Annotated in this window: 15 protein-coding genes; 7 read left to right on the plus strand and 8 right to left on the minus strand. The window is 51.9% G+C overall.

Translation table 11 applies throughout. From position 1 onward, the window contains the following. Positions 1–99: 99 nt before the first annotated feature. Together ACO0LF_RS15085 and ACO0LF_RS15090 are read left to right on the plus strand one after the other, a co-directional pair. On the plus strand, positions 100–663 hold the full coding sequence (locus tag ACO0LF_RS15085; protein ID WP_423015287.1) for a hypothetical protein: 564 nt from the start codon (positions 100–102) through the stop codon (positions 661–663). 331 nt (positions 664–994) lie between these two features. Continuing rightward, entirely contained in the window at positions 995–1,732 is a 738-nt protein-coding gene (locus ACO0LF_RS15090) for a glutathione peroxidase (protein WP_423015323.1), read from the plus strand. Positions 1,733–1,791: 59 nt separating this feature from the next. Here ACO0LF_RS15090 and ACO0LF_RS15095 read toward each other — a convergent pair whose 3' ends face one another. Further along, positions 1,792–2,439, minus strand: a complete 648-nt coding sequence (locus tag ACO0LF_RS15095) for a DsbA family oxidoreductase (RefSeq protein WP_423009598.1) — start codon at positions 2,437–2,439, stop codon at positions 1,792–1,794. Positions 2,440–2,877: 438 nt separating this feature from the next. On the opposite strand from ACO0LF_RS15095, the gene ACO0LF_RS15100 reads away from it, so the two are divergent. Genes ACO0LF_RS15100 through ACO0LF_RS15110 form a run of 3 tightly spaced genes read left to right on the plus strand, consistent with a single transcriptional unit; the run spans position 2,878 to position 5,543 of the window. After that, on the plus strand, positions 2,878–3,990 hold the full coding sequence (locus ACO0LF_RS15100) for a patatin-like phospholipase family protein (RefSeq protein ID WP_423015289.1): 1,113 nt from the start codon (positions 2,878–2,880) through the stop codon (positions 3,988–3,990). 2 nt (positions 3,991–3,992) lie between these two features. Next, positions 3,993–4,742, plus strand: coding sequence for an acetoacetate decarboxylase (locus tag ACO0LF_RS15105; RefSeq protein WP_423015291.1), 750 nt, complete (start codon positions 3,993–3,995; stop codon positions 4,740–4,742). 18 nt (positions 4,743–4,760) lie between these two features. Beyond that, entirely contained in the window at positions 4,761–5,543 is a 783-nt protein-coding gene (locus ACO0LF_RS15110) for a 3-hydroxybutyrate dehydrogenase (protein ID WP_423009592.1), read from the plus strand. A 98-nt stretch (positions 5,544–5,641) separates the two neighbouring features. Here the strand turns inward: ACO0LF_RS15110 and ACO0LF_RS15115 are convergent, their stop codons facing one another. Together ACO0LF_RS15115 and ACO0LF_RS15120 are read right to left on the minus strand one after the other, a co-directional pair. Next, positions 5,642–6,040, minus strand: coding sequence for a DUF6968 family protein (locus ACO0LF_RS15115; RefSeq protein ID WP_423015293.1), 399 nt, complete (start codon positions 6,038–6,040; stop codon positions 5,642–5,644). Between the two features lie 95 nt (positions 6,041–6,135). Then, positions 6,136–6,687: a cob(I)yrinic acid a,c-diamide adenosyltransferase gene (locus ACO0LF_RS15120; protein ID WP_423015295.1), complete on the minus strand. Its 552-nt coding sequence runs from the start codon at positions 6,685–6,687 to the stop codon at positions 6,136–6,138. A gap of 106 nt (positions 6,688–6,793) precedes the next feature. Between ACO0LF_RS15120 and ACO0LF_RS15125 the strand changes: the two genes are divergently transcribed. Both ACO0LF_RS15125 and ACO0LF_RS15130 read left to right on the plus strand, forming a co-directional pair. Then, positions 6,794–8,218, plus strand: a complete 1,425-nt coding sequence (locus ACO0LF_RS15125) for an FAD-binding oxidoreductase (protein ID WP_423015297.1) — start codon at positions 6,794–6,796, stop codon at positions 8,216–8,218. Positions 8,219–8,406: 188 nt separating this feature from the next. Beyond that, entirely contained in the window at positions 8,407–9,294 is an 888-nt protein-coding gene (locus tag ACO0LF_RS15130; RefSeq protein WP_423015299.1) for a LysR substrate-binding domain-containing protein, read from the plus strand. 200 nt (positions 9,295–9,494) lie between these two features. On the opposite strand, the gene ACO0LF_RS15135 is transcribed toward ACO0LF_RS15130, so the two are convergent. From ACO0LF_RS15135 to ACO0LF_RS15155, 5 genes are all read right to left on the minus strand, one after another. Beyond that, positions 9,495–11,828: a putative bifunctional diguanylate cyclase/phosphodiesterase gene (locus tag ACO0LF_RS15135; RefSeq protein ID WP_423015301.1), complete on the minus strand. Its 2,334-nt coding sequence runs from the start codon at positions 11,826–11,828 to the stop codon at positions 9,495–9,497. A gap of 276 nt (positions 11,829–12,104) precedes the next feature. After that, on the minus strand, positions 12,105–13,028 hold the full coding sequence (locus tag ACO0LF_RS15140; protein WP_423015303.1) for an aldo/keto reductase: 924 nt from the start codon (positions 13,026–13,028) through the stop codon (positions 12,105–12,107). After that, a complete protein-coding gene (locus tag ACO0LF_RS15145) occupies positions 13,025–13,675 on the minus strand; it encodes a DsbA family protein (protein WP_423015305.1) in 651 nt (216 codons plus the stop codon). Before ACO0LF_RS15145 ends, ACO0LF_RS15140 begins: the two co-directional genes overlap by 4 nt. A 294-nt stretch (positions 13,676–13,969) precedes the next feature. Continuing rightward, positions 13,970–14,113 (minus strand): hypothetical protein, encoded by a 144-nt coding sequence (locus ACO0LF_RS15150; RefSeq protein WP_423015307.1) that lies wholly within the window; start codon positions 14,111–14,113, stop codon positions 13,970–13,972. A gap of 56 nt (positions 14,114–14,169) precedes the next feature. Further along, on the minus strand, positions 14,170–14,465 hold a 296-nt coding region (locus ACO0LF_RS15155), incomplete at its 5' end, for a hypothetical protein (protein WP_423015309.1).

Genomic DNA, 14,465 nt, shown 5'->3' on the forward strand with positions numbered 1-14,465 from the left:
TGATTATGCCGCTGATCGCCTGGAATTTGGAACTGGCCGCATTTCATCCCTATAATATTGGCACCGGAATTTATGCTCTTCATTTTTAAGGAAATTAATATGCGCATCCAAATCCAAAGAATCTGTCTGGCCATGGTGATGCTGGGCTCTTTGTTTTGCGGGCTGGCTCAGGCAGCAGATACTGATGGACAAATATTGACCACGGATGACAAGCATGTCAAATTTTGGGCCGCAGGCAAACCCGAAAAAACCGTGGAGAAACTGTCTGAACGCAAAGGTTTCCCTTATCAGCGCACCACCTATACGATGGAAGCAGAAGGCAGCATGCTCATGCTGGGCGTACTGGAATTTCATAGCGACGATTCCTCGCCTGCAGGCTATGAAATGGCTTATCTGAACACCATGCTGGACAATTTGCGCAGGGGATTCATTTCCAAATTTGCACTGGATGCCGATGGTGGCTGGGTAGATATCAGCCTGCCTACAGGCAATCTGAAGGGCAAGCAATTGAAGGGCAGACTACAAGGCCAGGATTTCACCCTGCGCGCCTATGTCGCCCCGCACACCATTTACATGCAACAAATTGGTCACTCACCAATAGACAAGAAGGCCGCTGAAGTCGCGAATAAATTTCTGCAGTCGCTAGTCATAGAAAAAGAATGAGGGGCTAGCCGCAAGACCATGCCCGGTGTTTGCATTGCCGGGACAGGTCTTTGCTTTGCTATACCATCAACGCTACAGCAGGGTGTGCCAGGTAAAGAAATAGACCGAAAAATATCCGCGATGTTTGGTCTGTACTCAATTGTCTACAGGCCCGCCTGCCCTGCCATACTTCTTCAAGGCTGCATATTCTCCTGTCAATTTTACAAATTGCACAGCATCTTCAGGATATCATAGTGACCGTCAGCCTTATGACTCGCGTATCGCGCGCAGCATGCGCAAAAGAATCCATGCATCAAGGCATTTATTAGCGACCAACCCCATCAAAGGACACATCATGCAAAATTTCGAAGGTAATCAAGTTCCTCAAGTCGACTTCAAACTCCACGAAAACAATCAATGGGTGAGCACCAATAGCGCAGAATTGTTTGATAACAAGACCGTCGTGGTTTTCTCCTTGCCTGGCGCGTTCACGCCTACCTGTTCATCGACGCATTTACCGCGCTATGAAGAACTGGCACCACAGTTTAAAGCACATGGGGTAGACAGCATTTTGTGCGTGTCTGTCAATGATGGCTTCGTCATGGAATCCTGGGCACGCGACCAGGGCTTGACCGCTGTGCGCCCGATTGCCGATGGCAATGGCAGCTTCACCGAGGGTATGGGCATGCTGGTCGACAAATCTGCACTGGGGTTTGGCAAGCGCTCCTGGCGCTATTCCATGCTGGTCAAGAATGGCGTGGTCAGTAAGATGTTTATAGAACCTGATGTAGCAGGCGACCCTTTCCTGGTCTCCGATGCCGACACCATGCTCGATTACATCGCCCCGAATGCTGTTAAACCTGAGCAAATTGCCCTGTTCAGCAAAGTTGGTTGCCCATTTTGTGCAAAAGCCAAAGAAGAACTCGATGCCGCCGGTGTGCATTACCTGGAAATGCCGCTGGCGGACAATGTGCGTCAGCGTCTGTTGTCTGCCGTTGCAGGCAAGGGTACGTCCCCACAAATGTTTGTCAATGGCGTATTGATAGGAGATGGTACAGCCATCAGCGCATGGATTAAAGCACGCGCTTAATCGTGAATCATATTCCATGCCACTTCCCCTGCCTGGGGAAGTGACATGGAACCCACTGCTTATGCCTCGGCCATGATCTTGCGTAATGCCTCTTCAAATATTTCAGGCGGCTGACCACCTGAAATCAAATGGCGTTCATTGATGATGATAGCCGGTACCGAGCTGATACCATTTTGCTGGTAGAAACGCTCTTTTTCACGCACCTCGGCAGCATAAGCGTCTGTTGCCAGCACGCGTGCAGCCTCTGCCGTATCCAGCCCCACTTCACCAGCCACCCGCACCAGTATCTCATGCGAAGCCGGGCTCTCGCCCTTGCTGAAATACAATTCAAACAAAGCTACTTTCAAAGCATGCTGACGACCTTGCAATTCAGCCCAATGCAGCAAGCGGTGCGCATCAAAGGTATTGTAGATGCGGCTGCGCGCTGGCATATTAAACTGAAAGCCCAGCTCTTCGCCACGTGCCCGTATGGCTTCACGGTTTTTGGCGGTTTGCTCAGCCGTTGCACCATATTTTTCTGCCAGATGCTCGGTGATGTCCTGCCCTTCCGGCACCATCGCCGGATTAATTTCAAAGGGCTGGAAATGCACTTGCACAGCGGCTTCACTGCCTATCTCAGCGATGGCTTGTTCCAGCGATTTAAGTCCTATGATGCACCAGGGGCATGACACATCCGATACAAAGTCTATCCTGATTTCTTTGCTCATTTTTCTTTATCTTTCCGCTGCCAGCTTCTATGCTGCAGCTATCAAATATCTGGCACCTCAGGTGCTGTACCTGCCACCAGTCTGATACCACATATGCGCACGCTTGCAAGTAATTCAAGTACCGGCAATGCGTGCCTGCATACCGTCGTCAATCCCGAGTTCATAGATTATTCTCAAGATGCACTATTTCCCTACGACACAATTTGCTGGACTGATGTCGATCAAGGCTTACTGTACTTGCCGTATTTTTTTGTAACATAGTCGAAATTAGTTTTTTATTATTTTCATATAAAATTGCTAAAAAAGGCATGGCCCCACTTTTTTTATATCTGTATGGCTATATCTAAAGATGTCATCCTTGCCAAATCTTCAATCTACAGATCATCTCATTGAACAAGAAAGCACAGGACAGCAAAACCTCAACCTCGAAAGGACAGTATGTCGGAACAGAGTTCGGTTTTAATTTTACAGGGCGGAGGTGCCCTGGGTGCCTATCAGGCCGGTGTCTATCAATGCCTGCATGAGAAACACAGGCCACTGGATTGGGTCATAGGCACATCCATAGGTGCTATCAATGCCGCCCTGATCGCTGGCAACCCACCAGAAAAACGTCTTAACCAATTGCGGGCATTCTGGGGTAGCCTGGCCCCGGACGCCACTCACCGCGCCAGTTTCTGGCCCGCAATGACGATGATGCCTTGGGCAGGACTGGCCAGCACCATGAATACCATGGGCACGATCATGAATGGCGTAGGCGGTTTTTTCAAACCCCGCCCTGGCGCATCCTGGGACATGAATGCCAAAGTCGCGTTGAACCAGACCGCTTTCTACGATACCTCGCCACTCAAGAGCACCCTGGAAAAATATGTGGATTTCGACTACCTGAATCAGGGCGAAATACGCCTGAGCGTCTGCGCTGTCGACCTCGACAATGGCCAAAGCGCTGTATTTGACAGCAGCAAGCTGAAGATCACGCCAGAACACATCATGGCAAGTGGTGCCTTGCCCCCGGGTTTTCCACCCGTGGAAATTGATGGACGTGCCTATTGGGATGGCGGCGTGTATTCAAACTCACCGCTGGAAATCTTTTTAAGAGAGGGCAACAACACCGATGCCCTGTGCTTCATGATCGATTTATGGGACCCGACAGAAGCACGCCCCACCTCGATTACTGAAGCCATGGCGCGCTATAAGAACATACAGTATGCCAGCCGCTCAACAGAGCAATTACAGGCACATCAAAAAATCCAGAACCTGCAACGCGCCATCCGCACACTGTCAGAGCAACTCCCTGAAAGCAAGCGCAATAGCGAAGCTCTGAAAAATCTGGTCGCCATGGGTTGCGACCATACCGTCAATGTCGTTCATCTCATCATGAAAGCCTTGCCGGATGACCAGTACTTCAAGGACGTGGATTTCAGTTCCGGCACCGTACAGGCACGCTGGGCAGCAGGTATCCACGATTGCCAGCGCGCACTCAGGCATAAAGCCTGGCTACAACCCCTGCCACCCCACGCAGGGCTTATTATTCACGAATTACCTCAGGAATAAACATGACTGAAGACGAAATCCGCCGCAATGCATTTGCCATGCCCTACACCAATTCTGCTTTTCCACCGGGGCCTTACCGCTTTACGGATAGAGAATACCTGATCATCACCTATCGTACTGATCCCGAGTTGCTGGAAAAAATTATTCCGGCACCACTCAAGCTGGCAGAACCCGTGGTCAAATTCGAGTTCATCAACATGCCTGACTCGACCGGTTTTGGCCATTATTGCGAATCTGGCCAGGTCATCCCGGTCACCCTCGATGGTGTGCATGGTGCCTATGTACACAGCATGTATTTGAATGACCACCCACCGATAGCGGCCGGGCGTGAGCTGTGGGGCTTCCCGAAAAAATTGGGTGAGCCTGAACTCAGGGTCCATAAAGATACCCTGGTTGGTACACTGGACTATAGCGACTTCCGCATCGCTACCGGCACCATGGGTTTCAAGCATACCAAGCTGGATCATGCCGCCATCAAGGCAGGCATGGAAGTCCCGAATTTTTTATTGAAGATCATTCCCCATGTCGATGGCACACCCCGTATCTGCGAACTGGTCCAGTACCAGCTCACCGATGTCGTCGTCAAAGGTGCCTGGGGTGGCCCCGGCGCACTGGATTTGCATCCGCACGCCCTCGCTCCCATCGCTGGCTTGCCAGTACTTGAAGTATTATCTGCAGTACACATACTTTCTGACCTGACTTTGCCCTATGGCACAGTTGCGTACGATTACCTCGCCACCATCAAGAAATAAGCAAATAAAGGAAACCACATGTTACTCAATAACAAAGTCGCCCTCATCACCGGTGCCGCCAGCGGCATAGGCAAAGAAATCGCCATAGAATACGCCAAGCAAGGCGCCAAGATCGTCATCGCCGACATGGCCCTGGAAGCAGCACAAGCCACCGCCAAAGAAATCGAAGCATCCGGCGGCACCGCCATGGCCGTGGCCATGAACGTGACAGATGAAGCACAAGTGGATAAAGGCGTGGCCGATGCAGTCGCCGCCTACGGCAATATCGACATCCTCATCAGCAATGCCGGCATACAAATCATCAGCCCTGTGGTTGAGCTGAGCCTGGACAACTGGAAAAAAATGCTGGCCATCCACCTTGACGGGGCTTTCCTGACCACCCGTGCCTGCATGCGTTCCATGATCGCTGGCGGCAAAGGCGGCAGCGTGATCTACATGGGCTCAGTCCACTCCCATGAAGCCTCCCCTCTGAAAGCCCCTTACGTCACCGCCAAGCATGGCTTGATCGGCCTGGCCAAAGTCGTCGCCAAAGAAGGCGCCAAAAACAATATCCGCGCCAACGTCATCTGCCCCGGCTTCGTCCGCACCCCGCTGGTCGATAAACAAATCCCGGAACAGGCAAAAGAACTGGGTATCACAGAAGCCGAAGTCATCAAAAACGTCATGCTCAAGGAAACCGTGGACGGCGAATTCACGACTGTGCAAGACGTCGCCCAGACCGCGCTATTCCTGGCGGCGTTTGGTACTAACGCCTTGACTGGTCAGTCCATCACGGTTAGTCATGGGTGGCATATGCAGTAAACTGCTCTTTGGGGTAGTGAATTAATGTGCTGAATTAAGCGTACCCGCAGTATTACTGCGGGTATTTTTAATTGCGTATTTGCTTTGAATATTTTGCTTCAGGAAGAGGGAAATGTATCTACAGTTAACGCGGGAAAACCGTGGTGAGCACCATACTGACTGAAGCGCCCATCAAATTCATTTTCCAGGGCAGATAAATGGCTGCTGATCTTATGTGTCGCCAATAGCAGCGCCTGCATACTATCGTCCCCATCACCATAAGATAATTTCTGAAAGTGAGCAGTCTGAATCAAAAACGAGCATCGCCAATTGTGTGGTCCAAGCTCTGTAGGCTGCCACACCCATACCTGAACATCAATAACGCGACCATCTGCAAAGGTAAATTCAAAATCCCGACGGGCGATAGCATGTTTTGCGAGATCGGGATACGACAGGAATTCGCCGACGAATAACTTCTTTCGCATGCGTCGGCTACGGGATTTTTTGAGGCTGCTCATTAATATGCGATTAAAACCGGGCAATTAGACCAAGAAATATTTTCATCTCGGAAACTCAAAGAGCTATTACTGCAGGCTCAATTAACATGATGTACTCATCTTTCCCGCTCCTTCTCCCACAAAACATCACTACCTCCCGCATACCGGTTCAACACCCGCGACAACACAAACAGCAAATCCGACAAGCGGTTCATATACTGTCTTGGTGCATCGTTGATAGTCTCGGCATTGCCTACGCTGACTATCGCACGCTCGGCGCGGCGGCAGACGGTGCGGCAGACGTTGGCGATGGCGGCGGCGCGGGAGCCCCCTGGCAGGATGAAGTCTTTTAGTGGTGGCAGGTCAGCATTGTATTTCTCCAGCAGGGCATCGAGCCTTTCTACCTGGGTATCGGTGATCATGGTGTAGCCGGGGATACATAGTTCGCCGCCCATGTCGAATAGGTCGTGCTGTATGGAAACCAGCTCATGCTTCATCTGGTCTGGCATGTCTTCGCAGAGCAGGACGCCGATGTGTGAGTTGAGTTCATCCACGTCGCCCATGGCGTGTACGCGCAGGGCGTCTTTGGCGATGCGGCTGCCGTCACCCAGGCCGGTCGTACCTTTGTCGCCGGTACGTGTTGCGATTTTTGAGAGTCGATTACCCATGGCAAATAAAATAAGTAAAAAATAAATAAGGAAGTTTGAAAGGATACGGCAAAATTTGGCCGGACACAGCATAATAGAGCGCATCACGACCAGTACGGACCTCATTATGAACCATCCTGCCATTTTGGCGAGTGTCAGAAAGCCCCTGCCCCCAGGCTTGCTGCATGCCCTGCAAGCGTTGCTGGAAGACCGCTGCAGCGTCGCGCTGGCGGTGCGTGAGCACCATGGCCGCGATGAATCCTCGTATGAGCCCATGCCGCCAGAAGCGGTGGTGTTTGTACAGAGCACGCAAGAAGTGGCCGAGGTCCTCAGACTGTGTCATGCGCATGAGGTGCCTGTCATACCCTACGGTGCCGGTTCCTCGCTGGAAGGCCATATCCTGGCCCTGCATGGGGGTGTGACGATAGATTTGTCGCAGATGAACAGGATGATCGCGGTACATGCCGAGGATTTGACCGCCACCGTGCAGGCAGGCGTGACGCGCAAGCAATTAAATACCGAGATCCGCGATACCGGCCTGTTTTTCCCCATAGACCCGGGTGCTGATGCCAGCCTCGGTGGCATGGCAGCCACGCGGGCATCGGGTACGAATGCGGTGCGCTATGGCACCATGCGTGAAAACGTCATGGCGCTGACGGTGGTAACTGCCGATGGCCGCATCATACGCACAGGTTCGCGCGCCAAGAAATCATCTGCCGGTTACGATTTGACGCGGGTGTTTGTTGGCAGTGAGGGTACGCTGGGCATTATCACTGAAGTGACGGTCAAGCTTTATCCTTTGCCAGAAGCAATTTCTGCCGCAGTATGCAGCTTCGCGGATAATGCCGATGCAGTAAATACCGTGATCCAGACCATACAGATGGGGGTGCCGATTGCGCGGGTAGAATTTCTGGATGCAAATGGTGTGCGTGCCATCAATGCGCATGACAAGCTGGATTTGCCAGTCAAGCCTTTGCTGTTGTTTGAATTCCATGGCACTGAGCATGGTGTCAAGGAACAGGCAGAGCTGGTGCAAGAGATAGCAGCAGCCAATGGTGCCGGTGATTTTGAATGGGCCACCAGGCCAGAAGACCGCAGCCGCCTGTGGGCTGCGCGGCATAATGCCTATTTTGCGCTGCTGCAATTGCGGCCAGGTTCACGTTCTATCTCTACCGATTGCTGCGTGCCGATTTCTCGCCTGGCTGAATGCATCAGTGAAACCCAGATCGATTGTGAAAACCATGGCATCACCTATTCCATCATCGGCCATGTGGGTGATGGCAATTTCCATGTCTTAATGCTGGTAGACCCGGATAGGCCCGATGAAATTGCGGTGGCAGAATCCATCAACCAGCGCATGGTGACGCGGGCGATTGCCATGGATGGTACGTGCACGGGTGAGCATGGCGTGGGTATACACAAGATGGCGTTTTTGATCGAGGAACATGGAGCAGATGCGATACACATGATGCGCTTACTCAAGCATGCGTTTGATCCTAAGAATATTTTAAATCCAGGCAAGATTATTGCGTGGGATGAAGTTGAAGAATAAATAAAGACAGTATTCGGCTTTTCAAAACAAAACCGCTCACCACAGAGACTCAGAGGCACAGAGGTGGCACAGAGAAAAACATATAAAGAAATGCAGAGTTTCTCTGTGTCTTCAATATGATGATTCCAGTTGCATGTGATTTTTTGAACTGCTTACGAATACGCTACATAAAACAAATCAGGAAGAGTATGGCAACACGATTACCACCAGTACATGCATTATCGGCTTTTGAGGCTGCGGCGCGGCATAGTTCTTTTGCGGTGGCGGCGGAGGAGTTATGTATTACGCCTTCTGCGCTGTCGCATCGCATACGTTTATTGGAAGAGCATTTATGTGAACGCGTTTTTGTGCGCGAAGGGCGCAGCGTCACGCTGACTGAATTTGGCCGCCGTTATCTGGATGTGGTGCGGGTAGCCTTGCGCACTTTGTCGGATTTTCCGCTACCTAACAAGGTCACGCAAAGCCAGTTGCGCGTCAAGGTGACTGTGCCGCCGACCTTTGCGCGCTATATGTTCATGCCGCGCCTGGCCAGCTTTACGTCAGCTCATCCAGAGATAGAAATTGAAGTCTATCTGTTTGTGCCCTTGTATGACCTGAGCTTGTCTGAAAGCGATGTGGAGATACGTTTTGGTGCGGGTGAATACCCCAATCTGGTGACCAGGAAATTGTTCATCGAGCCCAGCTTCGTGGTCGCCAGCCCGGCCTACCTGAAGACCCTGCCACCGATACTAAGCCCGGCAGATTTGCGCCATGCCAAACTCTTGCGCTCAGCCCTGGAACCCTGGCAACCCTGGTTTGAAGTGGCGGGACTGGACTGGCCAGAACCGACTACCGGCTTACGGGTGGATGACCTGGGTCTGTTGCTGGAAGCAGTCAAGCATGGCCATGGCCTGGGCCTGACCCGCCAGCAATTTGCCCAGGACATGATTAGCAAAGGCGAAGTGGTCAGGGTACTGGATACACAGCTGGCGACACCACCGCATGCCTATTACCTGGTACATGAGGCGCAAGCGAATATACGGCCCGAGGTGCAGCTGTTCATAGAATGGATGCAGGCGACTTATCAGCAGGTTTAGGGCTGAATTACTTCCTGTAGGGTGCGAATGGTGCGCATAGCGCACCCTACCGACATTGACACTACATTCTGTAGGAGCGGCTTTAGCCTCGAACATTTAACCGTGCAGGCTATGTGCTGTCGGCGAACCGCCATAGCTTATCAAAGATTCGCGGCTGAAGCCGCTCCTGCAGAGCACAACATACCCGGGAAATTTTTACGCTAAACCACCCTGCTACTTTCCTTCCCCGGTTGCGCTATCTGCTGCTGCAATAACAGCCATTTATCCAGGGGCATGGGGCGGGCGAATAAAAAGCCTTGCATGGAAGCGCAGCCATTGGCGATCAGGAATTCGGCCTGCTCCCTGGTTTCTACGCCTTCTGCCACGACCTTTAATCCCAGATGGGATGCCATCGATAAAATCGACTGCACGATGGCCGTGCCATTGGCATCATTCGGAGTATCTTGCACAAAACTCTTGTCTATCTTGAGTTCATACAGGGGCAGGCGCTTGAGGTAGGCGAGGCTGGAATAACCCGTGCCAAAATCGTCGATGGAAAAACGTATGCCCAGGGTCGTCAGCTCCAGCATGCGGGCGATGGTGTCTTGCAGGTTTTCGATCAGCAAACCTTCGGTGACCTCAAAAATCAGGCGCGAGGGTGGTGCGCCTGTGTATTTCAATACCCGCCTGACCTTGTTGACAAAATCAGGCTGGCGGAATTGCTTGGGGCTGACATTGACAGACAGCGGCATGTCCCAGCCAGCCGCCTGCAATTGCAACAGGGCCAGGCAACCTTGTTCCAGTACCCAATCGCCCAGGCGCAGTATCATGCCTGATTCTTCTGCGACGGGGATGAAGAGTGCCGGCGAGATGAAGCCACGTTCCGGGTGTATCCAGCGCATCAGCATTTCACCGCCTACCGGTTTGCCCAGCCTGTCGACCTGAGCCTGTATGTACATATGCAAATGCCCGCCGGAGATGGCTTCGCCCAGCTCCCGCTCCATGGTCAGCCTTTGCTCGACCTCGGTTTGCATGCCGGTTTCATAGAAGGCGATTTGATTGCGACCACTGCTCTTGGCGCGATACATGGCGGTATCTGCCTCGCGCAACAAGTCGTGGGAATTCTGGTTGTCGCGTGGCAGCAGGGTCACGCCTATGCTGCAGGTGGTACTGTATTGCAGGCCATTGATATCAAAAAATTGCGAGATTGAATAACGGATTTTTTCTGCCACGGCTTGTGCTGCATGGGCACCCGCCACCACGTCGTTGGAGATATGGCAGAGCAGGACGACGAACTCGTCACCACCGATATGGGCCACCGTATCCACCTCACGCAGGCTGCCGCTCAGCCTGTGGGCGACCAGGTTCAGCAAGGCATCGCCAACGGCATGGCCGCGTGCATCATTGATGTATTTGAAGTGATCCAGGTCGATGAACAGCACTGCACTAATCATATTGCTGCGTCTAGCAGTCGCCAGCAAAATACTCATGCGATCCAGCAACAGGCGGCGGTTAGGCAAGCCCGTCAGCACATCAAAATAAGCCAGCCTGTGTATATGTTCCTGGGCTTTTTTACGGTCACTGATATCGCGCCCGGTAGCTACCCAATGACTGAAGATGCCCTGTTCATCTGCCAGTGGTACGACATCGGCCTCCATCCAGAATTCGCTGCCATCATGGGTATAGCAAATCAATTCTATGTGCACGGATTCGCAGTTGATCAGGGCTTGATTGAGTCTCTCAAGTTCATCAACCTGGGTACGTGGACCTTGCAAAAATACCGGTGACTTGTCTATCACGGCTTCACTCTGGAAACCGGTCTGGCGCACGAAAGCATCATTGACAAAGACAATCTTCAGGCGACGCTTGCTTGCGCTTTCGACATCGGCCTTGATGATCATGACGATGTCGTTCAGGCGCGCCACAGCAGCGACGATGAGGCGCAATTCTTCATTCGTGGTTTTCAAGGAAGATTGCCCTTGCTGCAGCGAGGCGGTGATGACGCGCTGGTGTTCGAGTGAACTGTCCAGCCTTTGTAAGAGCACGCCACATGAAATGGACATGACAGTCGCAATAAAAGCGAAATTGATGGTGACTACCACCAGTTGCATGACAGGGTGGGAATCAAAACCGTAGACATGCAAATTCGCATCGGCGACATAACCTACCACCAGCAAACTGACTGAAGCCAGCACCAGTGCTTGCAGGGATAAGCGCATATCCAGCAGCAAAGAAGTCAGCACGGGAAAGGCCAGTAAATAAATCAGGCCAGTCAAACCCACTTTGATGAGAAACCAGATGCCCAGCAAATACAGGAACAGCAAGAAATTCCAGGCGCGCTGCTGATAACTCAGAAATGGCAAGCGCCAGATGGTGGCCACCCAGGCCAGGGCGAACACATCGACCACCACCACTGACCACAGATTTTCACTGATGGCCAGCACGATACTGGGTATGGCGGTCGCCCCACCCAGTGCCAGGACAAAAAACAGGATGGCCGACAACACTTGCTCACGCCACTGGTGGGTTTCACCCAGTGGCGATGAGTTTGCCATGTAGTTACTGCGAATGAATTGAAAAACAGTCACAAATCCTGTCCTTCTGCAATCACATCACGAAACAGGCCAGGCTCCGTTGAGCGGCCAGATCAGTAATACTATACCAACATTTATGACTGCAAACAGAAAATACGCTGCTACTGGCAAAAAGCCACAAAATTGCATTTACCTATAGCAATATTGTGACTCTATCCCGTATTTCTGGTCTTGCCATACTGCAAACAGAGCAAGATCGCTACTATTCCGCCAGTTACTGCTTTGAATAATAGCCTGTTAATCGACATTCTTGCCAGCGGATGCGCACCATAGAGCAAACCATTGTTCACGACTGAGAGTGATTGTGGTGGCTTTGACAGCCTCCTGTATTGCGGCAATACGCCCGGAACCGGTTAATACCAGTGGCCTGGATGGATGTTGTAAAATCCACGCAAGTGCGATGCTGCCTGGGCTGGTATCGAGCTCATTGGCGATGCGGGCCAACGCTGCGCTGACACGCTGACTACGCTCATCCTGCTCATGGAGTGGGCGGAACAAGCTGCCACCACCCAGGGCTGACCAGATCATGGGCGCAATCCGCAGGCGCTGGCACAGGTCCAGCGTGCCATCATGCAACGGCTGCATATGCAAGAGCGATAATTCCACTTGATTGGTCACCAGCGGGAAACGCGCTGCCAGCAATTCAAACTGACTATTGGTGAAATTGGACACACCAAAATGCCGGACCTTGCCACTCTCTTGCAATTGCCTGAAAGCGTCCGCGATTTCATCCGCATCCATGAGAGGATCTGGTCTGTGTATCAGCAGTAAATCCAGCTGTTCTATCTGCATTGCGCGCAAGGATTGCTCAGCTGAGGCGATGATGTGCGCGGCGCTGGTATCGTAATGCTGCATGCCATGCGCAGGCCGCTGGTCAGACACCAGCTTGATGCCGCATTTGCTAACGAACTGGAATTGATCGCGCAAATGCGGTGCCAGCGCGATGGCTTCACCGAGCAGGCTTTCACTCTGGTAATCGCCATAGATGTCAGCCTGGTCTATGGTGGTAACACCCAGAGCCAGCGCCTGCTCCAGAAATGTCACTCTCTGCTGCGTCGTCATTTGCCAGCTACCTAGCCGCCACAAACCCAGCACGATACGGGAAAACTCAGGGCCATTCGGGGCAATCTGCAAACGCGGGCTGTTCGTTGAAATACTCATGCTTGTTGTACCTGTTGTAAAGTGGCGATCAAATCATCACGTGTGGTAAAGCCGGAAGCCAGCATATGCAAAGCTTCTTTATGCACCAGCAAGAGTGCCGGAAAACCGCGTATGCCCCATTGCTGTGCTTGCTCAAAATGCTCCCTGGTATCTGACATGGTCATGGCTGAGACCAGGGTCTCGGCAAAGCTGTGCACATCAAAACTGTCTTCACCTTCGACCTTGTTCATGGCTGCAACCGCCAGTTCTGACAAGACCGCAGTGTCACGTACATCTTTGCCCTCTGCATAAAATCCATGCTGTATCGCATGAAATACCGCCAGCGCCGCACGGCCAGTATCATCATCCGTCAATGTGCGCGCCGTTACCACGGCACGGCAAGCAGGCTCGGTATCATAGATAAAACCTGGCTGCGACAGCGCTGCACTGTCGAAAGGCAAACCAGTACGCTCGGCCACATGCTGCCAGTGCCCGAGGATAGTGGTGCGTGTTGCCTCATCCAGCACTTGCTTGTTATAGGCACGCAAACCACCCATGATCACATCCAGCTTGGAACCAGGTAATGTATCCAATAAAGCCAACAATTCCGGCCCAAAACCATAACACCAGGAACACATGGGGTCGGCCACATAAATCAACTGCGTCATAAGTTTATCTCTGAATAAAAAGGGATATGCCATTGTATAGAAACTTGGAAATGGCTGGGCAGTGAGGAAGTTTTACGGCCCAAGACCAGAGGCTCTGATAATCCACGAACGTCACTGGAGCGCCAGCCGGTAGCCTCCAGCCTGCGCAGGAGCGACGATGTTAAGTTTTCAGATTGAAACAGACGCATCCGATTGTAAAAACTTGAACTATCTCAACACTTTGTGAAAGTTTCAGGTTGAAATACGCACGCATACGGACGCAAAGATTTGAACGCAACTTCACTGATCGTACTGTCAATGCTGGTAGCCAGCCGCCCTGGTTGCAAGAGAATGAGCCCCACAACCGTCGCTCCAGCGCAGGCTGGAGCCCAGCGCCGTTGCTTGATGCGCCGTATGGTGAGCAAGATCGCGCCTGGTCGATGAAACAACGGTGCGCATGGCGCACCCTACTTTGGTGAATTGAAGGCTAGCTCCTTAAAGAGCCATGTCCAGGATTAAAATAAAAAGCCAAAGCCACAGAGTAAAAACAGAGATATCTCATGTTTTTGCTGCTCTTTTGTTTTTCTTGTCTTTCTCAGTGCGACTCTGTGTCTCGGTGCCTCTGTGTTGAGAGGTCTTGACCTTGATTTTGATCTTGTTTTTAGTTTGTATTTTCCGTTTTTCCAAAAGCAAAACCCCCACTCAATTAAATGAGCGGGGGTCTGCAGAATAAAAGCCTGACGATAACCTACTTTCACACTGGTTGCAGCACTATCATTGGCGCGTAATCGTTTCACGGTCCTGTTCGGGA

This window comes from Undibacterium sp. Di27W (assembly GCF_049340345.1).
Classification (GTDB): Bacteria; Pseudomonadota; Gammaproteobacteria; order Burkholderiales; family Burkholderiaceae_D; genus Undibacterium.